Here is a 24299-nt window from a genome sequence, read left to right as displayed (position 1 = left end):
TATTAATTTTGCTTGGCTTCGAGTTCGGCCCATCGCTCATAGAGCGTATCCAGGGCAGACTTAGCGCTTTCCGTTTCCGCCAGCGCTGATTGCAGACGCGCTGCATTCACGGCAATTGCAGGGTCTTCCAGCAGGGCTTGTTTAGTCCGCAATTCCTTTTCCGCAGCGGCGATGCGCTCTTCGATGGTCGCCCACTCGCGGGCCTCAAGATAAGAAAGTTTTTTCTTAGCAGCAGATGGTGCGGATGGTTTGGATGCCGGGCGCGCAGCCTGCTCCTTTGCCTGTTTGCGCGCGTCAATCCAGGCTTCCCACTGCGAGTAATCGGCAAAACGTTCTGCGCCGCCATTGCCATCGAGCCCGAGCACAATATTCGAGACGCGATCGAGCATGTAGCGGTCGTGTGTTACCAGGACGAGCGCGCCCGGGTATTCAAGCAGGCTTTCTTCGAGAATCTCCAGCGTGGCGATGTCGAGATCGTTCGTCGGTTCATCGAGCAGAAGCAGATCGGCGGGCTGCAGCATCAGGTTGGCAATCAGCACGCGCGCGCGTTCGCCGCCGGAGAGCCGCGAAACAGGCTGGTTCAGCTGCTCTCCGGTGAAGAGAAAGCGCGCAGCCCACGATGCGACGTGGATCACGCGGTCCTGGTAGACAACCGAATCACTGTCGGGAGCGAGTGCACGGCGCAGTGTCTGTTCACCATCGATCTCGCGATTCTGCTCAAAGTAGACGACCTTGAGCAGATTGGCACGCTTGATCGTTCCTGATTCCGGCTCCAGTTCGCCGCTCAACAGGCGTAGCAAAGTTGTCTTCCCGCTGCCATTGGGCCCGACAAGACCGACGCGCATGCCCGCGGTGATAATGAAATTCAGTCCATCAAAAAGCTTGCGGTTTCCAGCGGAATAAGTGAGATTCTCAAGCTCGACCAGTCGCTTTGTCTGGCGGTCTGTCGCATTGAAGTCAATGCCTGCAGTGCTTGTCTGTCGCCGGGTATTGAGGTCAGCCAGCTCGTCGATCAACTCGTTCGCGCGATCGATGCGCGCCTTCGATTTCGTAGTGCGCGCCTTGGGACCGCGGCGCAGCCATTCCTTCTCGATGCGCACGCGGTTTTCGAGAGATTCCTGACGGCGTGCCTGTGCAGCAAGAAATTCCTGCTTCTTTTCCAGAAAGTCGCTGTAATGACCGCTGAAGCGCAGCAGCCCTCCGGGATAAACGCGGTTCAGTTCAGCCATCTGCGTGGCCACATTCTCAAGGAAATAGCGGTCATGGCTGATGACAACGCAGGCAAATGGCGCTGAGGCAAGAACACCTTCGAGCCATTCAATTCCGGCAAGATCAAGATGATTGGTAGGCTCGTCGAGCAGCAGGACATCGGGCTTCTGTACCAGTGCTTCCACGATAGCGAGCCGTTTGCGCCATCCCCCGGAAAATGTAACCGCTTCGGTTTCAAAGTCCGTGAAGCCGGCGCGGCCCAGCAGCTCACGTATGCGTGCTTCCCATTCCTCATGCGGGACACCTGCGCGCTCCAATGCTGCCTCGATGATCGAGCGCACAGTCTTTCCCGGCGCGAACTCCGAGTCTTGTGCCACATAGCTCATGCGGGTTTGCTTGCGGGCCGAGACTTCGCCGGAGTCAGGCTCGATCTCTCCGGCGAGAATTTTGAGCAGCGTCGATTTACCTGAGCCGTTTGGGCCGATCAGTCCAATGCGATCGCCGTCCTCCACGGTGAAGGAAACATCGCGGAAGAGGGAAGTAGCTCCAAAAGCTTTCGAGATATTTTGTGCGTTGAGTATGAGCACGTCGAAATCAGGGAATAGACAAGTAGGGAATCAGGAAACAGGGCCGGAACTTATCCGGCCCCGGCAATGTCACTTTGCGGCAGCAGTTGCTGCAGTATATTCCTCGTACGGCCCCTTGAAATCGTCAATGGCGCCATTCTCGAAATGCCAGATGCGTGTGCCTACTTCTTCAATCAGATCCTGATCGTGCGTGACCAGCAACACCGTGCCCTCGTAGCGCTGCAGCGCAATGTTCAGCGCGTTGATCGATTCAAGATCGAGGTGGTTCGTCGGCTCATCAAGAATCAGAATGTTTGGCTTCTGCAGCATCAGCTTGCAGAAGATGAGACGCGCCGCTTCGCCGCCGGAAAGCGCAGCAGTTGGCTTGAGGCCTTCTTCACCGCGAAAGAGCATCTGGCCGAGAATGCCGCGGATATCTTCTGTCGTTGCCTTCGGATCGAACTGATGCAGCCATTCGTTCACTGTTTTGCCGTGCTCGATGACATCAGCGTGGTCCTGGGGGAAGTAGCCAATCTGCGATTCATGTCCCCACTTCACGCTGCCTGCATCGAGAGTAAAGTCTTTTTCGGCAAGGTCAGGAACGCCGGCCAGCAGCGACCTGAGCATGGTCGTCTTACCCTGGCCGTTGCGTCCAATGAGGCACACCTTTTCGCCGCGCATCACCGCTCCGCCGAATCCATTGAAGACAACGTGATCGCCGTAGCTCTTGCCCAGGCCTTCGAACTCGATGGTGTGCTTGCCTGAGGGGCGAAGCTGGTCGAAGCGAATGTAGGGGCGCTGGATGTTCGATCTGGCCAGTTCGGTCGTCTGCAGGCGCTCGACTTCCTTCTTGCGGCTGGTGACCTGGCTCGAACGCGTTCCGGCGGAAAAGCGCGCGATGAACTCGTTCAACTGCGCGATCTTTTTCTCGCGTTGTTCGTTCTGCGCTTCGAGGCGCGAGCGCACCTGAGTCTTGGCGACAACCATCTCATCGTAACCGCCGGTGTAGGTGATGATGGTCTGGTAATCGATATCCGCCGTGTGCGTGGTGACGCTGTTCAAAAAGTGGCGGTCGTGCGAGATCGTGATCAGCGTGCCTTCAAACTTCAGCAGAAACTCCTGCAGCCAGTGGATCGAATCAAGGTCAAGGTAGTTCGTAGGCTCGTCAAGCAGCAGAGCCTGCGGATTGCCGAAGAGCGCCTGAGCCAGCAGCACACGGACCTTCTGGCCGCCCTGTAGTTCGCTCATCTTGCGCTCGTGCAAATCGTCGGAAATATCGAGTCCCTGAAGCAGAATCGCGGCATCGCTCTCGGCGGTGTAGCCGTCTTCTTCGCCGACGATGCCTTCAAGCTCGCCCAGCCGCATGCCGTCTTCGTCGGTCAACTCTGCCTTGGAATAAATGGCGTCGCGTTCTTCCATCGCGGTCCACAGCGCCTTGTTGCCCATGATGACCGTATCGATGACGCGGTAGGCGTCGAAGGCATACTGGTCCTGGCGCAGGATGCCGAGTTTCTTGGGACGAACGACCGTGCCTTTTTGCGCATCCAGTTCGCCGGAGAGGATCTTCATGAATGTGGACTTGCCGGCGCCGTTGGGGCCGGTGAGACCATAGCGGCGTCCGGGCGTGAAAGTGGTGGTCACTTCCTCAAAGAGGACCTTCGACCCGTAGCGCATGGTGACGTTATTGACTGAAATCATGGTGCAATCCCGCTAATCAGACAGAGGCGAAATCTTCGCTCGAAGATGTCTCTGTACATGTGTTGTGAAATATTTCGGATTCCTGGTGTGCGCGGAGATAGTCCGCTGCCCGCTCTTCCTCAGTTTACTAGAAAAAATGCGAAACCAGGAGATTGGTAGCCAGCGCGCCAAGATACGCTAGCACACTCATGTACGCGAATTGCAGCGCGGGCCATCTCCAGCTGTTGGTTTCGCGCTTTACGATAGCGAGCGTCGATGTGCATTGCATGGCGAAAGCGAAAAAGACCACGAGGGCCATCGCTCCGCCGAGCGTCAGGTCGTGCCGCAGAGCCACCTGCAGATTCAGCGACTGCGTTGCCGGATCAGCGCCGTACAGATTGCCCAGCGTGCCGACAATGACCTCACGCGCCACCACGGAGCTGAGCAGTCCGATGCCGATCTTCCAGTTAAACCCAAGCGGCTTGATGACGGGCTCAATGAACTGACCGACGCGGCCTACGAGGCTCTGTGCAAGATCAGCATGGAAAGGAATATGGCTCAGCACCCAGAGCACCAGCATCACGCTCAGAATGACCGTGCCTGCCTGCTTCACGAAGACCATGCCGCGGTCAAGCAATCGCAACCCGAGCGAACGAAGGGTAGGCACGCGGTATTGCGGCAGTTCCAGAATGAAGGGCGCTGACGATGCTTTCAGAATCGAAGACTTGAGCAGGCGCGCCGTAAACAGCGCCGCGAGAAATCCAAGCACATAGAGGCCAATCATCACGGCAGCCTGCAATCCGAAGAAGCCGCCAAGCAGCGGTTTGTTAGGAACGAACGCGGCAATGATGAGCAGATATACCGGCAATCGCGCCGAGCAGGTCATGAACGGCGTAACCAGAATCGTCGCAAAGCGGTCACGCTTGTTCTCAATGGTCCGTGTCGCCATGATGGCCGGCACAGCACAGGCATAAGCAGAAAGCAGCGGTATGAATGCCTTGCCGTTGAGCCCGATGGTGCGCATCATCCGGTCGGCAATCAGAGCAGCGCGCGCCAGGTAGCCGGAGTCTTCGAGAATCCCGATAAAAAGAAAGAGCAGCAGAATCTGCGGCAGGAAGACGAGCACCGAGGCAACACCCTTCCACACGCCGTCAATCAGCAGTGACTGCAGCCAGCCGTGACCAAGCAGCAGCCCGATCTTATCGCCTGACGTATTCAGCAATTCCTGCAGCGTATCGCTTGCCGGACGGCCAACGGAAAACACCATTTGGAAGACGGCGAACACGACTGCAATGAAGAACAGCGGTCCGGTGATTCGTCCCAGCAGCACTGCATCAAGCTTGCGCGTCCAGTCAGAAGAGAGCGGAGCCTTGTACTTGGTGCGCGTGCTGATGCCTGTGGCCCACTGCCGGTAAGAGCGGGGATTGCCCATCACAGGCAATTCAAGCCTTGGGGCAATGGCTTTGACCTGCTCCCGCCTCTGGTCAAGGAAATGCCTGATGGTGTCGAGCCCGGTTCCGCGCGATGCGCTGATCTTGGCAACAGGGACGCCCAGTTCGCGCGCCAGGGCAAGCGTATCCACTTCGCCGCCGCGCGTTTCCATTAGATCGCTCATGTTAAGCAGTACCATCGTCGGCAGACCCAGCGAAAGAATCGGCGCGGCCAGCATCAACTGGCGCTGCAGGTGCAGAGAATCAAGGACAAGCAGAACAGCATCGGGCGCAGGCGCTCCGGGCATCTTGCCCTGAAGAACTTCAACGGCTACGCGCGCATCTTCTGAATGTGTATTCAGGCTGTAAATTCCAGGCAGATCAATCAGCGTGAGGTCGCTGCGGTCGATGCCGCTCATCTTGCCGTAATGCTGTTCGACAGTGACTCCGGGATAGTTGGCAACCTTCTGGCGCAGTCCTGTCAGGCGATTGAAAAGAGTCGACTTGCCCGAGTTCGGTGGCCCAATGAGCGCAACGGTGTGGATTTTGCCTGCTATCCGCGGTTTCGCTTCAATCTCAACTGTGGCCGTCGTACAGCAACTGCTCATCGTCGCTATTCCTCAAGTTCCCTTACGGTAATCCAACGGGCCGTATCGCGCCGCAAGGCAACTTCCATCCCATCCACTGCATAAACAGTCGGATCACCAGTCGGGGCGCGCCGCACAGCCCTCACTCGCGCCTCCGGCATAAACCCCATATGCATCAAGTGATGCTGAATCTCATCAGGCAACTGCAGCGTTTCCACCACGCCCAATCTACCGACTCTCAGATCACTCAACGCAGCCAAGTTCTCAGGTGCTTCCGTTCATCAGATGAGGGCAAAAACCCTTCTGATTCATCATACAGCAAACTAGGACTGCTTTAATCGGAATTGTGCTGGCCGCACGGGCACACGCGCCTTTGGCGCCATCCTTGCTGGGTGTTAACTGTATTGGTTCTTCCGTGTCACTCCCGCTGGTCGCGAGATATTGCTGGCCATCTCCATTAAGTGTTCTGTACTTCGGTTAGATGGCAATCCAGTTCATCTCCTTGGTCGGCAGACATTGCAGATGGAACACGATCATTAAAAGTGAGCGGGGTTCTTTTTGCCCCGCTCGCTTTTACTGGTATGCCCGTCTGGCAAAGACCGCCCGCCGCGCAGGCGCCGCCGGAGGCATTACTATCCGCGTGACTGTATTGCGGCAGCCAGGTCCTTGAGGAGACCGTGGGTTTCCTGCCAGTCGATGCAGGCGTCGGTGATGCTTTGGCCGTAGGTGAGGGACTTGCCGGGAATGAGCTGCTGCGCTCCGGCAACGAGATTGCTTTCAAGCATGACGCCCATGATGCGGCGGTCCCCGGCGGCGATTTGTTCGGCAACATTGCGGCAGACAGCACCTTGCTTGCGGTGGTCCTTGCCGCTGTTGGCGTGGCTGCAGTCGATCATGATGCGAGGCGCGATGCCGGCTTTTTCCATTTGTTGAGCCGTGGAGGCGACGGAGGCGGCATCGTAGTTGGTGGTCTGGCGTCCGCCGCGCAGAATGATGTGGCAGTCAGGATTGCCGGCGGTGAAGAGAATTGCCGACTGGCCTGTCTCGGAAGTTCCGAGGAACGTATGCGGATGGCTGGCAGAGAGAATCGCTTCAATCGCGATCTGCACGTTGCCAGATGTGCCGTTCTTGAATCCCACAGGGCAGGAGAGCCCGGAAGCAAGCTGGCGATGTACCTGGCTCTCCGTGGTGCGCGCGCCGATCGCTCCCCAACTGACCAGCTCGGCCACATACTGCGGCGAGATCATGTCGAGAAACTCGGTCCCCGCAGGCACGCCCATCTCGGCAAGATCGAGCAGCAGGTGACGCGCAATGCGCAGTCCGTCATTGATGCGGAACGATTCGTCGAGATGCGGATCGTTGATGAGGCCCTTCCATCCCAGCGTGGTGCGCGGCTTCTCAAAGTAGAGGCGCATCACGATCATCAGCTCTTTGGAGAACTCAGCGATGGCGCTCTTGAGCAGTCCTGCATATTCGCGCGCAGCCTTGGGGTCATGAATCGAGCAAGGGCCGACAACAACGGCAAGGCGATGGTCTTTACCGTTCAGGATATTGGCAACTTCAGTGCGAGCCTGAAAAACGGTTGCCGATGCGGTTTCTGTTACCGGAAGCTCTTCCTGAAGAAAAACCGGGGGAAGGACGACCTTCGTTGCCTTGATACGCAGATCATTTGTAGGGAAGAACATGGGTCTTATCTTTAAAATAACGTACTTTGTACTTCCCGTATGGGGACACGCATCCTTCGGTGCCAATCTCGCTATCCGAGTGGGAATGTGGTTGGACTTTATCAGGAGGCTAGCTAGAAATTAAGCAACGAGGGATTCTAAGCGGTTCAGCCAGTTATTAAAGTGTGAGCATTCTTGTCGAATTCGTTCAAGGCCAATCTCCAATACAGCCAGAGCTCCAAAGAGTTCTTTGTCATATCCAGGTACCAGGCTTTGAATACGTTTTGAAGGCGCTGTTATGGGTGAGTCATTAATTTCTTCAGGGCTGGAAAATTGGTTGCGGATGCTCTGCAGTTGAGACTCTAATTCTGGTTGGCAAATGGCGAAAGCAAAAGATGTGCAATCGCTGAAGAGCAACCCCTCAAATTCATGCATGATGACGAAAGGCAAGAAGCGCTTCTGGTTGAAATTCTGGCCCATTCCATTAGCCAGATCACTTAGGAGTGCCTGTTCGACGTGCGGAGCTTTACGATTGACAGTCAGGGTATTGGCTTCCGCGCGGCCCGGCCATGCTCCATTTCCGCTCTGAGGAAGGCCATAGAAATCAACCATAGTTGTTGCAATGCAACCCCGGTCTTGCTTCAGATGCTGAATAATTTCGCTTCTCACTGCTTCCCAGGATCGAATGCCACCTCGATTCTTTCGTAGCCGCGCATTCCCAACAAGACGAGCTTTTACTGATTCGTATCCATGCCCAATCAAGTGTTCACGAAGAACTTCATTGACGAATGTTTCCTCGGTTTGTCCTTCAACATGAACTATGAGTCTGGCCATCGCTAATCTGGAATTGGTCTTCCTGCGAATTCATTTTTCTCCCAGAGTTGCCCAAGACTGTACTCCTTGAGCCAATCGGACAAAGGTGCCGGGTCGAGACGGGTTATCTGAGTCCCCGATCCAACTCTATTAGCGACGAGCACGTCCTCGGGTTTGAATTGATCTAGCAGGAGCGAGGATTGTGTGGAAATGATTACTTGCGTTTTCGTTGAAGCATGGCGAATAAGAGATGCAAGCATGCCGATTGCATAAGGATGCAATCCCAGTTCCGGTTCATCGACCAGTATTACAGATGGCAGGCATTCATCTGGTTGAAGAAAGAGCGTTGCGAGTGTAATGAAACGTAGAGTTCCGTCTGACAATGATGACACATCGAAATATTGATCAGAATTCCGATGCTTCCATTCGAGTTGAATGTCGTCCGGCTTTAAATTCAAAGGCGCCAGTCTGAAATCATCGAAAAAAGGCGCAACACGTTGAATTGTTCGCTGAATGAGGCTATATGAAGCTTCATGACGCTGGTGCAGGTAATACAGAAAAGCAGCAAGATTCGAGCCATCGGGCTTCAAAAAGCGATTATCGTTTACACTCGCTGTTTTGCGCATCGGAGATGACGCGCTGGTATCGTGAACGTGGTAGATGCGCCAGCTGCTGAGGCGATTCCGAACCCACCCTTTAATTCCAGTAAGCTTGGGATCACTTATGCCAGCTTCTCGTCCTTGTTCACGAGGAGAAAGCCGCTGGTAGATAGGATCTGTGTAGTTTTGGTTCCAAAAATAGGCACGCTCCAGCGAAGGATATAGGCCGTTATCTTGCGTGGGGCTTAACTCTAGCTCATATTGGTTTACTTCGTCTTTGAACGAAAGTTTTATGTGAATACTTTTTGTGTTCTTTGAGCCAAAATGCAGGACCTTCTCTGCCCCACCTGCTTTAACTACGTAATCCCGCAGATGACCTTCTCGGATCTCATGAAGAAAAGCAAATACACCAATAAAGTTGGATTTTCCAGCGCCATTCGGCCCGATCAGGACATTAATCGACTTGAGAGGCAGCTTTTCTATCGAGTCAATGCTCTTGAAGCCTTTTACGGTAATGTAATCGAGTGCGTCTGAGGGCATATCGGAGATTGCTGGGCTGGTCTATGAATTCTATTGCTTTTCTACACGTTAGCATAGCCCATAAATACCATGGAGCAGCCCTACTCCGCGTGCAGCACAACATCAAACAGCAGCAGGCAAATGGTCGTATAAATCACATCGTATCCGGCGAGCATCTGAATCCAGAGTCCAGGGTCCTGTTCTCCGGTGAGGATGTAGCTTGCAGCCAGCACCATCGCCAGCAATGCAGGAATAAAGAGCGGAAACAGCAGCAATGGCAGCAATAGCTCGCGGTTGCGCGTGCGTATAGAGAGCGCGGCGAAGAATGTTCCATTGACCACCAGCGCCCACGTCCCCAGCGGAAGCACCAGCGCCAGCAGCCAGCCGTTTCCAATCGCGTGCAGATTGTAGAAAATGATGAAGACTGGCGTGAGAATCAGCTCAACTACAGTTACAAATAGAAAATTCGCCAGCACCTTGCCGAGGAAAAGCGATGCTGCCGGAGAAGGCGTCATGCGCTGTGCGTCAAGCACCTGATGGCGCAGCTCGCGCGCCCATGCCTGGTTTAACGCCGAGACAGAAGCGAACATCGTCGCCACGCAGAGAATTCCGCCGGCAATCTGCCGCGATGATTCGCGCGTGGGATCAAAAGCAAGACTGAAGAGCACCACCACCAGCAGCGCGAAGAAGAGCATCGAGTTGATCGCGTCCTTCGATCGCCATTCCAGACGCAGGTCTTTAAGCAGGTGGGTGACGAAGTAAGGCTGCCTCATGACGTGCCTTTTTTCGTCAGCGGAGCAGTGGTTGCACTCGAGGCGCGAATGTAATCGGCAGGCGAGAGGATGATCTGCGTGCCGCGCGTTCCAGCCGAGACAGAAATCAAATCAAACAGCTCGATGGTTTCGTCAACGTAGACAGGGAAATCCTTCTTAGCTCCGAAGACAGTGACGCCGCCGCGAATGTATCCAGTGAGTGGCTGAATCTCTTTGAGCGAAACCATCTCAGCCTTGCGCACGCCAGCAGCCTGCGCAAGCTTCTTGAAATCGAGCTCGGCATTGCCGGGAACAACAGCAAAGACATGCTCTTTGTCGCTGGTGACACAGAGCAGTGTTTTAAAGACCTGCTCCGGCGGCCGCCCGATTTTTTCCGCTACCAGAATGGCGGAGAAATTTTCGTCATCGAGCGCATAGTCGCGCAGCTCATAGCGGATGTTAAGTGAATCGAGATAGCGTGCGGCGTTCGTCTTCATGCGTGCACCGTGGTTGTCTGGGAAGCAACGCTGCCGGCGGTAAGCGTAATCAGGAAATCCGCGAGCGGTTCAGCCAGTTCGCGCTGATGCGTGGTCAGCACGATGGTGCGCTGTTCGGCCTTGATCTTCTTGAGAAGCTCAAGCATCTGGTGCGCGCTGACGACGTCCATGTTGGAGAAGGGTTCGTCAAGCAGCAGCAGATCGGGCTGCGAAAGCAGAACGCGCGCAAGGGAAGTCCGCTGTCTCATGCCCTGTGAGTACTGTCCGACAGGCCGCGTAAGCGCGGGGTCAAGGCCTACCGAGCGCAAAACCTCTTTAGCGCCGAGGCAGGCGCGCGTGCGATAGAGATCGGCGAAGTAGCGCAGATTTTCCTGCGCTGTGTATTCGTCATAAAGCATGGGAGCATGGCTCATGTAGCCGATGCGGTCGCGCACGGCTTCCGGAGCGGCGTCAAAGATTTTCACAGTTCCATAGCTGGGACGGAGCAGCCCGGCCAGAACGCGCAGCAGCGTCGATTTCCCTGCGCCATTCTCACCCAGCAGTACATAGCAGCGTCCCGCTTCGAGCGTGAGCGAAACCTTGCGCAAGGCGGCAAAGGTTCCATAAAGCTTGGAGACAGTTTCCAGCTGGGCGGTGACGGGCATTTGTTGTGAACAGTTTACAGGGCAGGGTACAGGGTACAGCGCTCGGGGCGCAGAAAAATAATACCCTCAAAAACAATACCCTTATTGTGTAGCCTGGGCAGAAGACGGACTCGCAGCCGAACCCTGTGCGCTGAGCGCCGTGCCCTGTTGCCCCGGCTGGGCCGGAGCATACTTCGAGGCGCACTTGGCCTGCAGCTGAGTAGCGTGAAAAACCCCGTCGCGCCCAAATGTCCCGATAGCCAGTGCCTGCGAGCTGTCCTTGAAGGTATCCGGCGGAGGTTCTTCGCCCTGATAGGCAACCGGCAGGGTCAGGCTGTTTTCGACCAGAACAAACTTCGCATTCGAGCCCGTGCGCTGGATCGAGCCGGGCTGCACATTTCCGGCCACGCGCAGGTGGCGCACATAGGCTTTGTCGCCCAGGCTGTGCAGCTCCTGGATTGTGACATAGTAGCTCTTGTTGGCCTGAACGCCGGTGACCGCGAGATAGATAATCACGCCGAGAACGACGACAATCGCTATGCCGATGCGCATGCCCTGGTTGTTCTTCATGACTGGAAATTATTGTACTGCGAACCCGGTACGCCCGTTTTGTGATCTCGATCACACAAACACAGAGAAGCAGATGAATTTATAATCGCCTTCAGGATTCATCCTGCATTCATCAAACATCTAACCGCAAGAGAGCTCTTTTTTCTTACTTGAAGAGGTGATTATGAGCACCATTGGCAACAGCGTTCCGCAGTCGGCAACCGAGATTCTGAAGCCCCGTGCGGAATGGGTCGTGAAACGCAAGGCCGAAGCGGCGCGCACCGGCGACACCAATATGTCGCAGATGCACTTTGCGCGTCAGGGCAGGATCACCGAAGAAATGGAATATGTTGCCAAACGCGAGAACATCTCCGCCGGGCTGATTCGCGATGAGATTGCCGCGGGCCGGCTCATTATCCCTGCGAATATCAACCACCCCGAGCTCGAGCCGATGGCGATCGGCGTCGCCTCGCGCTGCAAAGTCAATGCCAACATCGGCAACTCGGCCGTGACTTCAAACATCGATGAAGAGCTGCGCAAGCTGCACATGGCCGTACAGTTTGGCGCGGACACGGTGATGGACCTCTCCACCGGCGGCAATATTCCTGAGATTCGCGATTCCATCCTGCGCCACTCGCCCGTGCCCATCGGCACCGTTCCCATCTACGAGGCGCTGAACCGGGTCAAGAAGCTTGAAGACCTCAACATTGACGTTTACCTCGAAGTGATCGAAGAGCAGGCTGCGCAGGGTGTGGATTACTTCACCGTCCACGCCGGTGTGCTCATCCAGTATGTGCCGATGGTCGCCAGGCGCATCACCGGCATCGTGAGCCGCGGAGGCGCGATCTTGGCGCAGTGGATGACGCACCACCACAAGCAGAACTTTCTCTATGAGCACTTCGACCGCATCGTGAAGGTCATGGCGAAGTATGATGTCAGCTTCTCTCTTGGTGACGGACTGCGCCCCGGCTGCGTAGCTGACGCTTCCGACGAAGCGCAGTTCGCCGAATTAAAGACGCTGGGCGAGCTGACGAAGAAGGCCTGGGAGAGCGACGTGCAGGTCATGATCGAAGGGCCTGGTCACGTGCCACTCGACAAGATCAAGGAGCAGGTCGACAAGGAAGTCGAGTACTGCTACGGCGCGCCTTTCTACACACTGGGGCCCCTCGTGACCGACATTGCTCCGGGCTACGACCACATCACGTCCGCCATCGGAGCGGCCATGATCGGCTGGCACGGCGCCTCGATGCTCTGCTACGTCACGCCCAAGGAGCACCTCGGCCTGCCCAACGAAAAGGATGTGAAGGACGGCATGATCGCCTACAAGATCGCCGCCCACGCAGCCGACATCGCGCGGCACCGTCCCGGAGCGCGGGATCGTGACGACGCCATCAGCTACGCACGCTATACCTTCGACTGGGAGAAGCAATTCGCGCTCTCGCTCGACCCTGAGACGGCGAGCTCCATGCACGATGAGACGCTGCCGGATGACTACTACAAGGAAGCAGCTTTCTGCTCCATGTGCGGCCCGAAGTTCTGCTCCATGAACTGGTCGAGCAAGGTGGACGAGTTCAACAAGACCGTCCATGGCCTCGAAAAAGCAGACCTGAGTAACCTCGTGACGCTGCAGGCCGCCCAACTGGCAGAGAAGAGCTAAAGCATCTTTGAGTTTGTCATCCTGAGCGCAGCGAAGGACCTGCTTTTTCCCAGCCTTACCGCGTATCTTTGCGTAAGCCGGGGAAAAGCAGGTACTTCATTAACCCTTCACTGAGCTAACGCTCAGGGTGACAACATGAAATAACATCGTTCCACAGCATGAGAGCGTTTACACGGGCCCCGCATTCCTGTAAATACAAAGATGGGATGATGACTTCAAGGCTTGGCTTTCTTGCTCCTTTTCTCCTTGGCGTTCTGACTGTGGCTTCCGCCCAGGAACCTGTCACCGCTCGCACACCCGCAACGCCGCTCGTGCTTCACGATCCATATTTCAGCGTATGGTCTTTTTCCGATGACCTGACCGCAAGCCCCACGCGCCACTGGACTGGCACACCGCAGCAGTTATCGGGACTGGTCCGGGTCGATGGCAAGACTTACCGGCTGATTGGCGAAGAGCGCGGCGACAGTGATATTCCTGCTTTGAAGCAGGTGTCGCGCGCCATCTGGCCCACGCGCACGGTCTATGACTTTGAAGACGCCGGCATCCACATCGCGCTGACATTCTTTACCCCCGCGCTGCCGCAGAACCTCGATGTGCTCTCGCGCCCGGTCAGCTACGTGAGCTGGGACGTTCACTCGACCGACGGCAAGGAACACGCAACCTCGCTCTATTTCGACGCCTCATCTCAGTTGGCAACAAACAATGAAGAGGACACAGTCGTCTGGGGGCGCGCGCGCATTGGAGATATGCAGGCCCTGCGCGTGGGAACCAATACCCAGCCTGTGCTCGCCAAGTCCGGAGACAACCTTCGCATCGACTGGGGATGGCTCTACCTCGCAGTTCCTCCGCAGCCCGGCGCCGAGACAGTAGCCAGCAGCAGGGAAGCGCGGCATCAGTTCGCGCAGGACGGAACCCTGCCCAAGAACGACGACCTCGACATGCCGCGCTCCGTGCGCCACGGACTGCCGCTGCTCGCTGTGCGCTTTGATCTGGGACAGGTGGGCAGCTCCACCGTCTCGCGCCGGCTGCTCCTTGCCTATGACGACATCTATTCCATCGAATACCTGAACCGCCGCCTGCGCGCTTACTGGCGGCGCAATGGAATGACCACGGCAGAAATGCTCGGAAAGGCCGAATCTGAAGAGGCAGATCTGCGCCGCCAGGGAACAGAGTTCGACCTCGAGCTGGTAGGCGATCTCGAGCGCGAAGGCGGAGCGCACTACGCACAGCTCGCAACGCTGGCCTTTCGGCAGACCATCGCCGCGCACAAGCTGGTGGCCGATGTAGATGGCTCGCCCATGCTCTTCTCGAAGGAGAATTTCTCCAACGGCTGCATCGACACTGTCGATATCACTTATCCGTCATCGCCCTTCTTTCTGCTGCTGAATCCGAAGCTTCTCGAAGCACAGCTTGCCCCCATGATGGAATACGCAAGCCTTCCGCGCTGGCGCTGGCCTTTCGCCCCGCATGATCTGGGAACATATCCGCTGGCCAACGGACAGGTCTATGGCGGCGGCGAGCGCACTGAAGAAGACCAGATGCCGGTCGAAGAGAGCGGCAACCTCATCATCCTCGCCAACGCGCTGGCGCATGCCCAGGGCTCAGCCGCCTTCGCCCAGAAGTATTGGCCGGTGCTGACCAAATGGGCCGAGTACCTCAAGGTCAAGGGTCTGGATCCGGAGAACCAGCTCAGCACCGACGACTTTGCCGGGCATCTCCCGCACAACACCAATCTCTCCATCAAGGCCATCGAAGCGCTGGGCAGCTACGCGCAGCTGGCGCAGCAGCTCAACAAGCCCAAGGACGCGCTTGCCTACCGCAAGCTGGCCACGCAAATGGCAGCCAAGTGGAAGGACATGGCCTTTGAAGAAGACCACTACAAGCTGGCCTTTGACCAGACCGGTACCTGGAGCCAGAAGTACAACATGGTCTGGGATCGCGTGCTCGGACTGCACCTGTTCTCTCCGCAGATCGTCGATCAGGAGATGGCCTTCTACCTCAAGCACCAGAACGCCTTCGGTCTACCGCTCGACAACCGCAAGACCTACACCAAGCTCGACTGGATCGTGTGGACAGCGACACTCAGCGACAAGCAGAGCGACTTCACCGCGCTCATCGATCCGCTCTACCGCTTCATGACGGAATCACCAACCCGCGTTCCCCTGAGCGACTGGTTTGAGACAGCCGACGGCAAGCAGGTCGGCTTCCAGGCGCGAGCAGTTGTGGGCGGAGTTTATATGAAGATGCTGGCCGATCCCGCAATGTGGAAGAAGTGGACCGGCAAAACAAAGTGAAACGCAGCTAAAACGATTCACATAAGGCTTCCCCGCTGTTGTAAGATGGTAGCGTTCAACGGCGAGGGGGCCGAAAATGAGCGAGACAAAACAGGACAGGCGCCAGTTTCTAAAAACTGGTGGAGCAGTTGCAGCCGCTCTCGTTACCGGAACAGGAACATCAACAATCGCTTCTGCGCGGACCTTGCCGTCCCTGCCATCCAATCCCGCGACGCAGCAGGCCATGCCCACGCGGAACCTGGGAAAGACCGGATATCGCGTCGGAGTCTTCAGTCTCGGCGGCCAGGCCGCGCTCGAGCGGCCCGACAATCTTGAAACATCGCAGGCCATCGTCAATCGCGCTCTCGATCTCGGCATCAATTACCTCGACACTTCGTCCATCTACGGCGGGCCGCCGCGCTATAGCGAGCAGTACATCGGCACGGTGATGAAGACGCGCCGGTCAGAGGCTTTCTTGGCTAGCAAGACCAAGGAGCGCACCCGCGACGGCTCCATGCAGATGATCGAGAAATCGCTGAAGCTTCTCCAGACCGACCATCTCGACCTGTGGCAGCTGCACGACATCGGAACGATGACCGATGTGAACGAGGTATTTGCCAAAGGCGGAGCCATGGAAGCGCTGCTCGAAATGCGCGACCAGAAAGTCGTGCGCCATCTCGGAATCACCGGCCACTATCGCCCCGACGCGCTCATGGAGTGCATCCATCGCTATCCCTTCGACACTATCCTTATGGCGCTCAACGCCGCCGACCCGCACCAGTTCAGTTTCCGCGACCAGCTGCTGCCTCTTGCTGTCGAAAAGCAGATGGGCATCATCGGCATGAAGGTTCCGGCGCGCGGCCGCATTCTTTCCTCATGGACGCCTCCGCCAGTCGAGAAGCAGAAGCACATGTGGGAAGGCATGGTGATTGCTTCACAGCCGGGCACCATTACCATGCGCGAAGCGCTCTACTACACGCTTTCGCATCCGGTAAGCACGGTAATCATCGGCTGCGATTCAGTAGCGCAGCTTGAAGAGAACGTAGCCCTGGCGCGTGAGTTCACTCCACTGAGCCATACGCAGATGGCCACACTTGAAGCAAAGACGGAGCCTGTAGCCAGCCAGTCACTCTTCTTCCGCCACTACGACCGCGCCTAGGGACTGGCCGTCCAGGCAATAGCGCCCTCAACCCATCTCCCGTTCGTGGAAGAAGACATAAATCCTGCTCAACAATACGTTGAGAACTATCAAATTGTCGGGTGACTGTTCTAAGGCTACATTGACCGCATGATGATCAAGCATCTTCTTCTTGCGGCAGTCGCACTGATAAGTCCCCTGACAGCTTCAGCGCAAAAAATAAAACAAATTCCACTGCCGGCCAGTCAAAACCCTTCAAATGCCGACCTTCCAATTTCGGCGGCAGTATGGGCCGGAGATACGCTGTATGTGAGTGGATGGCTCGACCCGGACCTGAAGACACACACCGATACCGCGTCACAAACCGTTGGTATTATCAGGGACATTCAAAAGCTCCTCGAATCGCAAAAACTGACGCTGAACGATGTGGTGATGATGCGCGTGTACCTCGGAGGCGATCCTGCGAAAGACGGCAAGATGGACTTTGCCGGAATGATGGCCGGATACACCCAGTTCTTTGGAACCAAAGACCAGCCGAACAAGCCCGCACGCACCACGGTGCAGGTAGTTCTGCCCGCTGGTACTCGTGGGGCTTTGGTCGAAATCGATCTGATCGCAGTGCGTCCAAAGTAGCAGCTGGATCTACCCCGCGAGTAGCTGACAACGTTTCCGGTCCTGCTCCGCAACGATTTTTCCGGATCGTTATCTGCGCAGTTTCTCGAGTGCAATCTCAATGCCCCCGACAAAGCTGCGGCCCGGCATGGGCACCCCTGCAATCTCCTGATATCCGGTATTGCTCAGGTTCGCCACGCGCAGATATGGATGAATGCGTCCCCTTTCACGCACTGCTTGTACATCCCATACCGGATACGGATCCTGCTGGTAGCGCTGCGTGATTTGCAGCCGCGTCCGGAGCAGATAAGCGCCCCTGATATCTCCCTTCCACTCAAGGCTGGCATTGTTCACCGGATAATTGAAGACATATTCCGACTGCAAACCATGCAGCGCCGCCTGTGCTCCGGAGATCCCGGTCCATCCCAGCGTCACAGTCTGGTTTCTTGTCAGCTGCCAGTTCAGCGACCCTTCGACTCCGGTAAAGCGCAATCCAACCAGATTGCTGGCCTGCCATGGTGCATTTGGATTCGCGCGCACATAGTCAATAGCGTCGTGTTGCCGCGAGTAGAACATCGTTAGAGTTGCGGTCGTTTTTCGGCTGGCATACCAATCCACTCCTGCTTCACCTGACCAGGCCGACTCAGGCTTTAGATTGGGATTTCCAATCGTCGCGGGATCGCTATAGTAAAGATCCGTGTAGGTCGGCAATCGGAATCCATAGCCGCCCGCCGCGCGTAGTTTCAGAGCGTGCGTCACCCATAGGCTTCCTGTCAGATCGGGACTCAGAACAGAACGTGCTCCTCCACTCAGAATCTCTTCGCGCAGACCCACCGACAGGCTCCATCTCCGCGCAGAATGCAGATCGATATCTGCATATCCAGCCCCGCGATTTCGTGCATGCCGTCCAAGGTTGTTGCTGTCGATGCTGTCGCCATTTGCTTCAAGGCCATAAAAGAGAGCGCCGAATTTTCCGAGTCCCTGTTTGCGCCTGACCACGCCCTGCCAGCTCTCGTCAGCGTGCTGGTTGGCATAGAAAGCGGGATCATTTCGCAGCAGCACAAAATTGTCTGTGTGCCGGCGATAGCCGAAGGCTGCTTCAGTGTTCTCGCCCACCTCCTGCCGCGCGGAGGCAAACCATCCTTTAGTCCGTTCCCACGAATTGTATGGCCCGTAGAATTGATCCGCGCCAAAAGCGCGGTCACTGCCTGCAAGCAGAATGTCCGTGACACCAATACGGTTCGTCCATCGTGTCTCAGAGCTGGCGTTCTCATTGCGGTAATCGCGATCAGGCATGAAGCCCGTCGAAAAATTGCGGGCTCCGGTTATCATCTCGCTCCAGTGATGTCCGGCTGTGCTACCCATGAAAGATTGCTCATTCTCGCCGAAACTTCCAGTGCCCGCGCGCAGCTTGAAGCTCGTGACCTCCGGTTCGGAGGTCAGGAAGTCCACCACACCCCCGAGCGCATCCGAGCCGTACAACGTCGATCCTGCGCCATGCAGAACCTCGACACTCCGCATCGCTTCGAGTGGCACCGGCAAGTCGAGATTGTGATGTGATGTCTGTGCATCGTCTATGCGGAGACCATTCAAAAGCACCAGAGTCTGCTCGAATGACCCTCCGCGGATAGAGATATCCGACTGCGCTCCACCCGCTCCACGCTGTTCGATGAAGGTGGACGGATCGGTCCGCAAATAATCTTCGACTGTCTCAAACGCCAGTGGATGTTGTTTCATATCCATCACCACAACAGAGCGTGGTGATTCCCCCAGAGTGACAGGCTCGGGTGTTCCAACAACCACCACGGTTTCGTTGGCCGGTGAAGTAGGCGGAGAGGCCTGCTGCGCGAGAGCGAATCCTCCCACAAAAATCGGAGCCACCAAACAAGGCAAAAGTCTCATTGAATAAAATTTCAATCTTGAACACTTCCTGATCTAACGTTATCGAGAATAACGATAAAAATCTTGTCCACTGCAGTAGCATCCAAGAGCACTTCGAATTTCCGGAGCAGAATTGACGATTTCCTGAAGGTCCGGAACATGCGATTCGTCCAATCAGCAGGCTGCGTTACACTAACTGCTTGCTGATATCGGGCAAGCCGGCAATCTGGATCAGCTTTTACGTTTCACAACAGAAGATGTTACGTACAGGACCATTCATGTTGAAGATGATTTTCGCCTCGGTAATCCTTCTTGCCGCATCACATAGCCTGGCTCAGGGCAACACCTTTACCAATCCACTGTTGCACACCGGGCCGGACCCATGGGTAGTCCAGTGGAAGGGCTATTACTATTATTCGAATTCAACCGGAGCCAATCTCACCCTTCGCAAGACAGCGGACATCACCGACCTTCAGCATGCAGAAACGAAGGCAGTGTGGACACCGGAGCCAGGGCATCCGTGGTCGAAAGGTTTGTGGGCCCCCGAGCTCCATCGCTGGGGCAACAAGTGGTACATCTACTTTGCCGCCGATGCAGGTGACAACTCCTCTCACCGGATCTATGTCGTCGAGAACGACAATGACGATCCCATCGAAGGCACGTGGACGCTCAAAGGCCAGGTCAAGGATGCGAGTGACAAGTGGGCCATCGATGCAACCACGTTTGAGCTCAAAGGTCAGCACTATCTTGTGTGGTCAGGCTGGAAAGGCGATACCGACGGGGAACAGGATCTGTTCATCGCTCACATGAGCAATCCCTGGACCATCGACTCACCCCGCACGCTGATCTCAACACCAACCTATCCATGGGAGACCCACGGTGACTTGCCGGGCAGGCATGTAAACGTGAATGAAGGACCGGAGGCGCTGACGCACGATGGAAAAATCTTCATCGTCTTTTCCGCATCCGGCTGCTGGACAGACTTCTACACTCTCGGAGTTCTCGAAGCAGATATTCACAAAAACCTGCTCGACGCCAAAAGCTGGACAAAGCTCAATCATCCTTTTCTGAGTACGGACGCTGAGGCTCACGCCTTTGGCCCAGGACATAATGGTTTTTTCACTTCTCCCGACAGCAAGCAGAACTGGATCATCTATCACGCCAATCCCAAACCCAACCAGGGCTGCGGCAATCATCGCTCGCCGCGTATCCAGCCTTTCACCTGGAACTCAGATGGCACCCCCGATTTCGGTAAGCCGGTGCCGCTAGGTGAACCGCTTAAAAAGCCCGCGCAATAGCGCGCAAAATCGCTGCCGATCTCCGGCGGCTTGTATCCGGAAGTGTGCGCAATGCAATTGGACGCACAACTCGTCACTCAGGCGAGGAAGCGGGAATTCCAGTGGTGTACCATTTCTCGACGACCTTTCCGAGGCCATAACCTGGCTGATGGCAAGTCAAACCGGTGAAACTCGAAAACTCACCATCGGGAAATTCCAGCGAGCGCTGCCAAAGCCGGCTGGACGCCAGTCCCATGCTCCCACTTCGAGGCCAATCCTGTGTTGCTGCAGATATTGGATAAAATCGACGGTCGACTGAGGAGTATTGGCGTCGCAATAGTAGCCTCCTGACAGCCATTCCGTAATGATTACTGGTGCTCTACGAGAGAAGTTGCCGAACTTGACCTTCCATGTTCCGCGGCTCAGGCCTCGGGACTGCAATGCATACGGATGAGAGGCGTATGCCACCTGTTGATCGTGACTTGGCCTGTCAGCAGCAAATTGACATTCTGGGTTCACTAAAACTTTTGCGATGTTGGCGCGTTCTCTTCGATCAGGGAGCAATGAATGGCTATGGGATGGGCTCTTGCATCCGATAACTTTCCGTCAAAGAAATCGCAGGCCAGGATATTGTTCGGACCACTGTGTCGTGCTGAAAAGACATTTACGTTGACAAACACAGGCCCTTGAATCCACGCCAGTCGTTTCCTCTGAATTTTCTCTCCACGAATTTCAATAGAGCCCTCTTTCCCAGGTATCTGAACCAGCTCGGTGCCAAGTGGAATTTGGCCGACTTCGTCTGCATATTTTTCCTTGCTCTGAAGAGGATCTCCATAATACCTCGCTGAAATCGTGATGCCTTCTGATGGCTTCCGCAGCCTTGTAGCAGCTTTTTGCGACAGGGAAATCTGGACCTGAAAGTTGTAGGGTGCATAGGATGCTGAAGCGGGGATAGGTGATAAGCCCGCGGCTGAGGCGGCAATGCAACAGCACCATCCAGCAAATCGAAGATACGCAAACATTCGCATATGCCTTCCACTCTCTGTGATTCGCAGCTGGCAGCGTTCTATTCAGCGCCTGGGATCTCTCTAAGGTAGAAACATCGCGATGTGGTCATGGCGTTCCACTACCGCTCCGCAAAACGATCATTTTGCCTCACATTTACTTGTTCCAGGTGCATTCTTTTTCTCCCATTGCAGCCGTATCATCTTCAAAGTGGAAGGTCTTCCCATCCTTGCGCTTGTATTCGGCATCTTCCACCATGGCGCCCTGAGTAACGAGAGTATAGGTGCCGCCGGAATGGTCCGGAGTTATTTCTTCAAATTTCATCTTGTAGAACGAAGGCCGCTCAGGCACTTTTTCCATTTCCTTCGTTTCCAGGGGCTTGACAGCAATTTTTCCGCTGCCATGTTCATAGGTCACATAGCCAACCTCTTGCTTTGGACCGGGGAACTCAAATTGCAGGCGGATGGGATGCTTCAGATGAACGGATTTAAGGCAACGTATCTCGTTTTGGTCATCCTGAGCAAACCCGGCATTGTGCAACAGCACTGCACATGCGAATCCAAAGAACAGTCTCATGGGTACTGTATAAGGCATGACCTGATTATGATAAGTCCGAATCCACGACAGTCGGTTTTCTCCAGCAGGGTATTAGAGTTTCACGGGGCATTGGACAGTAAAGGAGTGTAGTCAGGGTCGCTGATTCGTGTTGAGTCCAGCCGGATTGCCACGAAAGCCAGGGCAAGGACAATCGCCGCGACCAGTGCGCCCAGGAGCGGAAGGATGCGATAGCTATATCCCGCCGCCAGAACAATGCCGCCAAGGCTCGCTCCAAGCGCATTCCCAAGATTGAATGCTCCCTGATTCAGAGTGGATGCGAGGTTGGGGGCCCGACGCGCTTTCTCCACAATGCGGGCCTGGAGCGGAGCAGAGGCTCCGAAGTGAAACATTCCCCAGATCAGGACGCATGCCGCCATCGCACCGGCATGAGGCATCATGAGCGGCATTAGTAGAAGAATGAGCGCGACGAGCAGATATCCGCCGACGACCGTCGTCATTTGCCGCCAGTCGCTCAATCGCCCTCCAACCAGGTTCCCGATGGTAATACCCGCCCCAAAAAGGACCAGAACCCAGGCAGTCGCATGCGCAGGTAGATGTGTTACCGCAGAGAGAATAGGCGCGATGTAAGTAAATACTGTGAACAGGGAGACTGAGCTCAAGGTGGAGAGCCCGAGTACGAGAAGCACCTTCGGGTTCAGCACCGTGCGGAATTCATGCTCCAGATGTACCCGCTCGGATTCCTGCCGTGGTACCCAGAAAAAGAGGCCGACCATGGCCAGCAGGCCAATCGGTATGAGCGAGAGAAAGGTCGAGCGCCATCCAAAAACATGACCGATCGCCGTGCCTGCCGGAACGCCGAGCACATTAGCGAGTGTCAAGCCGCTGAACATGGTTGTAATGGCCTGCGCGCGTTTTTCTTTAGGCACAATATTCGCCGCGACAATGCTTCCGGTGCCGAAGAAGGCTCCATGGCAGAGCGCGGTCAGAATACGCGCGGCGAGCATGAGCGGGAAGTTGGGAGACAGGGCACAGGCGATGTTCCCCACAAGGAAAACGCACATCAGAATAACAAGCGACCGCTTGCGCTCCTGTCCTGAAAGAGCCAGCGCAACCAGAGGAGATCCGAAGGTCACGCTCAATGCATACGCCGAAACAATGATGCCTGCCTTGGGAATGCTGATGTCGAATGATTGGGCTAGATCCGGCAGCAACCCCATGATTACGTATTCGGAAGTTCCGATACCGAAGGCAGCGATTGTGAGTGCGAGAATAGATTTTCGCATGAACCCGGAGTCCCGCCTGTAAAGAAAGAGAAGCTTTACTGATCTTCTCATTTTTGCGATGCAGCCAGGTCAGTTCATAAAGTGTTGGCCTGCTATCGCCATTCGACAGCATCACCCGGGCTTTTCTGAGACAGTAGCTGTATATTTACGTTCGCCATTTCAATGGTGGCGCACGAAGCGCCTAGAATCTCTCCATCAGCTTCAACTGCAATCGGGACTCTGTATTTCCTGCCCGGAATTGGCTTACACTCTACTCGCAGCACATCCTCGTAATGCCCTCGAGCAGATTCGGGTAATCGACGGTCACGGCGGCCTCCACCCAGCAGCAACGCCTGGACAGAAGTTTGAGCCAGGTGCCATCGCGATTCTCCCTCGACGCTGGCAAGGCGGAGAAATGGGAAATCCAGACTGCCTCCTGGGCGCCAGAGGTTTAGTTCCGCCACCCGCACTGCGACCAGTTCTGATACGAGCCTCTGGATTACCTTGCCTTCGACAGTCGTAATCTCTAATTCAAATGCCTGCACCGGATACGAAAAGAGCACCCTGAGCCCGGCAATGAAATAGGCAGCCCGTCCCGTTCTGTCCTTCTGGTGACGTCGCGCCACTTCCATCATGGCGGCATGCAGGCCCATCCCTGCAGCCATGGCGAAGAACCAGCTTTGCTTGCCTTCGGGTCTGCAGCAGGTAATTTTTCCTAAAGGCACAGAACGCGGCGAGGCCGCGAGCAGCCAGCGCGCTGCTTCGACTGGTTTGCTCGGAATTCGCAGGTTCTGCGCAAGGATATTTCCTGTGCCCAGGGGAAGAATGCCAAGAGGAACATCCGATCCGGCAAGGCCCTGTAACGTATCAAACACAGTTCCATCGCCGCCGCATACGATCACAGCGTCAACACCCTTTTCCGCAGCGCGCTTTGCCTTGCCGCCGGCAGCCCGGTCTGCGCCTGTTTCGAGGAGCTCAACCTCAACTTCGGCTTGTTTGAAGACGCCGAGAATGCGGTAGATATCCCGGGAACCGTGGGATGCCAGCAATGGATTGACCAGGAGCAGAATCTTGCGCACAATCCAAAGTTTCGCACAGAGTCAAAAGGAACTTCTCTTTTCATGTGCTGGAGTGCGTCGTCTGCCGTCTTG

Annotated in this window: 22 protein-coding genes; 5 read left to right on the top strand and 17 right to left on the bottom strand. The window is 55.8% G+C overall.

Annotated features, from left to right (window positions below; genetic code table 11):
- Window positions 1-2: 2 nt before the first annotated feature.
- From AC5S16_RS02885 to AC5S16_RS02835, 11 genes are all read right to left on the bottom strand, one after another.
- Window positions 3-1796 (bottom strand): ABC-F family ATP-binding cassette domain-containing protein, encoded by a 1794-nt coding sequence (locus AC5S16_RS02885; RefSeq protein WP_493928500.1) that lies wholly within the window; start codon window positions 1794-1796, stop codon window positions 3-5.
- 69 nt (window positions 1797-1865) lie between these two features.
- Complete coding sequence (locus AC5S16_RS02880; protein ID WP_493928499.1) at window positions 1866-3473, bottom strand: ABC-F family ATP-binding cassette domain-containing protein; 1608 nt, start codon at window positions 3471-3473, stop codon at window positions 1866-1868.
- A 127-nt stretch (window positions 3474-3600) separates the two neighbouring features.
- Window positions 3601-5490, bottom strand: a complete 1890-nt coding sequence (gene feoB, locus AC5S16_RS02875) for a ferrous iron transporter B (protein ID WP_493928498.1) — start codon at window positions 5488-5490, stop codon at window positions 3601-3603.
- A gap of 5 nt (window positions 5491-5495) precedes the next feature.
- On the bottom strand, window positions 5496-5720 hold the full coding sequence (locus tag AC5S16_RS02870; RefSeq protein ID WP_493928497.1) for a FeoA family protein: 225 nt from the start codon (window positions 5718-5720) through the stop codon (window positions 5496-5498).
- 381 nt (window positions 5721-6101) lie between these two features.
- A complete protein-coding gene (locus AC5S16_RS02865) occupies window positions 6102-7154 on the bottom strand; it encodes a 3-deoxy-7-phosphoheptulonate synthase (RefSeq protein ID WP_493928496.1) in 1053 nt (350 codons plus the stop codon).
- Between the two features lie 120 nt (window positions 7155-7274).
- Window positions 7275-7967 (bottom strand): DUF4276 family protein, encoded by a 693-nt coding sequence (locus tag AC5S16_RS02860; protein WP_493928495.1) that lies wholly within the window; start codon window positions 7965-7967, stop codon window positions 7275-7277.
- Window positions 7968-7969: 2 nt separating this feature from the next.
- Window positions 7970-9085, bottom strand: a complete 1116-nt coding sequence (locus AC5S16_RS02855; protein WP_493928494.1) for an AAA family ATPase — start codon at window positions 9083-9085, stop codon at window positions 7970-7972.
- Between the two features lie 80 nt (window positions 9086-9165).
- Window positions 9166-9837, bottom strand: a complete 672-nt coding sequence (locus AC5S16_RS02850) for a heme exporter protein CcmB (protein WP_493928493.1) — start codon at window positions 9835-9837, stop codon at window positions 9166-9168.
- The gene (gene ybaK / locus AC5S16_RS02845; RefSeq protein WP_493928492.1) at window positions 9834-10313 is read right to left on the bottom strand and encodes a Cys-tRNA(Pro) deacylase; all 480 of its coding nucleotides are present in this window, start codon (window positions 10311-10313) and stop codon (window positions 9834-9836) included. The genes AC5S16_RS02850 and ybaK overlap by 4 nt, the downstream gene beginning before the upstream one ends.
- On the bottom strand, window positions 10310-10957 hold the full coding sequence (gene ccmA, locus AC5S16_RS02840) for a heme ABC exporter ATP-binding protein CcmA (RefSeq protein WP_493928491.1): 648 nt from the start codon (window positions 10955-10957) through the stop codon (window positions 10310-10312). The genes ybaK and ccmA overlap by 4 nt, the downstream gene beginning before the upstream one ends.
- Before the next feature lie 81 nt (window positions 10958-11038).
- A complete protein-coding gene (locus AC5S16_RS02835) occupies window positions 11039-11506 on the bottom strand; it encodes a cytochrome c maturation protein CcmE (RefSeq protein ID WP_493928490.1) in 468 nt (155 codons plus the stop codon).
- A gap of 163 nt (window positions 11507-11669) precedes the next feature.
- Between AC5S16_RS02835 and thiC the strand changes: the two genes are divergently transcribed.
- From thiC to AC5S16_RS02815, 4 genes are all read left to right on the top strand, one after another.
- On the top strand, window positions 11670-13142 hold the full coding sequence (gene thiC / locus AC5S16_RS02830; RefSeq protein WP_493928489.1) for a phosphomethylpyrimidine synthase ThiC: 1473 nt from the start codon (window positions 11670-11672) through the stop codon (window positions 13140-13142).
- A 206-nt stretch (window positions 13143-13348) separates the two neighbouring features.
- Window positions 13349-15436: a glutaminase family protein gene (locus tag AC5S16_RS02825; protein WP_493928488.1), complete on the top strand. Its 2088-nt coding sequence runs from the start codon at window positions 13349-13351 to the stop codon at window positions 15434-15436.
- Window positions 15437-15512: 76 nt separating this feature from the next.
- Window positions 15513-16574, top strand: a complete 1062-nt coding sequence (locus AC5S16_RS02820; protein ID WP_493928487.1) for an aldo/keto reductase — start codon at window positions 15513-15515, stop codon at window positions 16572-16574.
- Between the two features lie 129 nt (window positions 16575-16703).
- A complete protein-coding gene (locus AC5S16_RS02815) occupies window positions 16704-17186 on the top strand; it encodes a Rid family hydrolase (RefSeq protein WP_493928486.1) in 483 nt (160 codons plus the stop codon).
- Between the two features lie 69 nt (window positions 17187-17255).
- Here the strand turns inward: AC5S16_RS02815 and AC5S16_RS02810 are convergent, their stop codons facing one another.
- Window positions 17256-19046 (bottom strand): TonB-dependent receptor plug domain-containing protein, encoded by a 1791-nt coding sequence (locus tag AC5S16_RS02810; protein WP_493928644.1) that lies wholly within the window; start codon window positions 19044-19046, stop codon window positions 17256-17258.
- Between the two features lie 278 nt (window positions 19047-19324).
- On the opposite strand from AC5S16_RS02810, the gene AC5S16_RS02805 reads away from it, so the two are divergent.
- Window positions 19325-20344 carry a glycoside hydrolase family 43 protein gene (locus tag AC5S16_RS02805; protein WP_493928485.1) on the top strand — a complete coding sequence of 340 codons (1020 nt, stop codon included), beginning with the start codon at window positions 19325-19327 and terminating at the stop codon, window positions 20342-20344.
- Between the two features lie 156 nt (window positions 20345-20500).
- Here AC5S16_RS02805 and AC5S16_RS02800 read toward each other — a convergent pair whose 3' ends face one another.
- The 5 genes from AC5S16_RS02800 to AC5S16_RS02780 all read right to left on the bottom strand — a co-directional run bounded on the left by AC5S16_RS02800 (window position 20501) and on the right by AC5S16_RS02780 (window position 24227).
- Window positions 20501-20791, bottom strand: coding sequence for a hypothetical protein (locus tag AC5S16_RS02800; RefSeq protein WP_493928484.1), 291 nt, complete (start codon window positions 20789-20791; stop codon window positions 20501-20503).
- Between the two features lie 50 nt (window positions 20792-20841).
- Window positions 20842-21345, bottom strand: a complete 504-nt coding sequence (locus AC5S16_RS02795; protein ID WP_493928483.1) for a hypothetical protein — start codon at window positions 21343-21345, stop codon at window positions 20842-20844.
- Between the two features lie 139 nt (window positions 21346-21484).
- Window positions 21485-21904, bottom strand: coding sequence for a hypothetical protein (locus tag AC5S16_RS02790; protein WP_493928482.1), 420 nt, complete (start codon window positions 21902-21904; stop codon window positions 21485-21487).
- An 80-nt stretch (window positions 21905-21984) separates the two neighbouring features.
- Window positions 21985-23169, bottom strand: coding sequence for an MFS transporter (locus AC5S16_RS02785; RefSeq protein WP_493928481.1), 1185 nt, complete (start codon window positions 23167-23169; stop codon window positions 21985-21987).
- Between the two features lie 92 nt (window positions 23170-23261).
- Window positions 23262-24227, bottom strand: a complete 966-nt coding sequence (locus AC5S16_RS02780; protein WP_493928480.1) for a diacylglycerol/lipid kinase family protein — start codon at window positions 24225-24227, stop codon at window positions 23262-23264.
- Between the last annotated feature and the right edge of the window lie 72 nt (window positions 24228-24299).

It is taken from the genome of Acidobacterium sp. FHG110202_01 (genome assembly GCF_059115305.1).
Note: the sequence above shows the minus strand (reverse complement) of the source record. Positions and strands in the feature narration are given on the sequence as shown.

Bases quoted from the DNA above. Each gene is read 5' to 3' on its own strand.
- AC5S16_RS02795 (WP_493928483.1), bottom strand. From the start codon at position 21,345: ATGTTTGCGTATCTTCGATTTGCTGGATGGTGCTGTTGCATTGCCGCC.
- AC5S16_RS02805 (WP_493928485.1), top strand. From the start codon at position 19,325: ATGTTGAAGATGATTTTCGCCTCGGTAATCCTTCTTGCCGCATCACAT.
- ccmA (WP_493928491.1), bottom strand. From the start codon at position 10,957: ATGCCCGTCACCGCCCAGCTGGAAACTGTCTCCAAGCTTTATGGAACC.
- AC5S16_RS02825 (WP_493928488.1), top strand. From the start codon at position 13,349: ATGATGACTTCAAGGCTTGGCTTTCTTGCTCCTTTTCTCCTTGGCGTT.
- ybaK (WP_493928492.1), bottom strand. From the start codon at position 10,313: ATGAAGACGAACGCCGCACGCTATCTCGATTCACTTAACATCCGCTAT.
- AC5S16_RS02850 (WP_493928493.1), bottom strand. From the start codon at position 9,837: ATGAGGCAGCCTTACTTCGTCACCCACCTGCTTAAAGACCTGCGTCTG.
- AC5S16_RS02865 (WP_493928496.1), bottom strand. From the start codon at position 7,154: ATGTTCTTCCCTACAAATGATCTGCGTATCAAGGCAACGAAGGTCGTC.
- AC5S16_RS02815 (WP_493928486.1), top strand. From the start codon at position 16,704: ATGATGATCAAGCATCTTCTTCTTGCGGCAGTCGCACTGATAAGTCCC.
- thiC (WP_493928489.1), top strand. From the start codon at position 11,670: ATGAGCACCATTGGCAACAGCGTTCCGCAGTCGGCAACCGAGATTCTG.
- AC5S16_RS02880 (WP_493928499.1), bottom strand. From the start codon at position 3,473: ATGATTTCAGTCAATAACGTCACCATGCGCTACGGGTCGAAGGTCCTC.
- AC5S16_RS02785 (WP_493928481.1), bottom strand. From the start codon at position 23,169: ATGCGAAAATCTATTCTCGCACTCACAATCGCTGCCTTCGGTATCGGA.
- AC5S16_RS02860 (WP_493928495.1), bottom strand. From the start codon at position 7,967: ATGGCCAGACTCATAGTTCATGTTGAAGGACAAACCGAGGAAACATTC.
- AC5S16_RS02790 (WP_493928482.1), bottom strand. From the start codon at position 21,904: ATGAGACTGTTCTTTGGATTCGCATGTGCAGTGCTGTTGCACAATGCC.
- feoB (WP_493928498.1), bottom strand. From the start codon at position 5,490: ATGAGCAGTTGCTGTACGACGGCCACAGTTGAGATTGAAGCGAAACCG.
- AC5S16_RS02855 (WP_493928494.1), bottom strand. From the start codon at position 9,085: ATGCCCTCAGACGCACTCGATTACATTACCGTAAAAGGCTTCAAGAGC.
- AC5S16_RS02835 (WP_493928490.1), bottom strand. From the start codon at position 11,506: ATGAAGAACAACCAGGGCATGCGCATCGGCATAGCGATTGTCGTCGTT.
- AC5S16_RS02820 (WP_493928487.1), top strand. From the start codon at position 15,513: ATGAGCGAGACAAAACAGGACAGGCGCCAGTTTCTAAAAACTGGTGGA.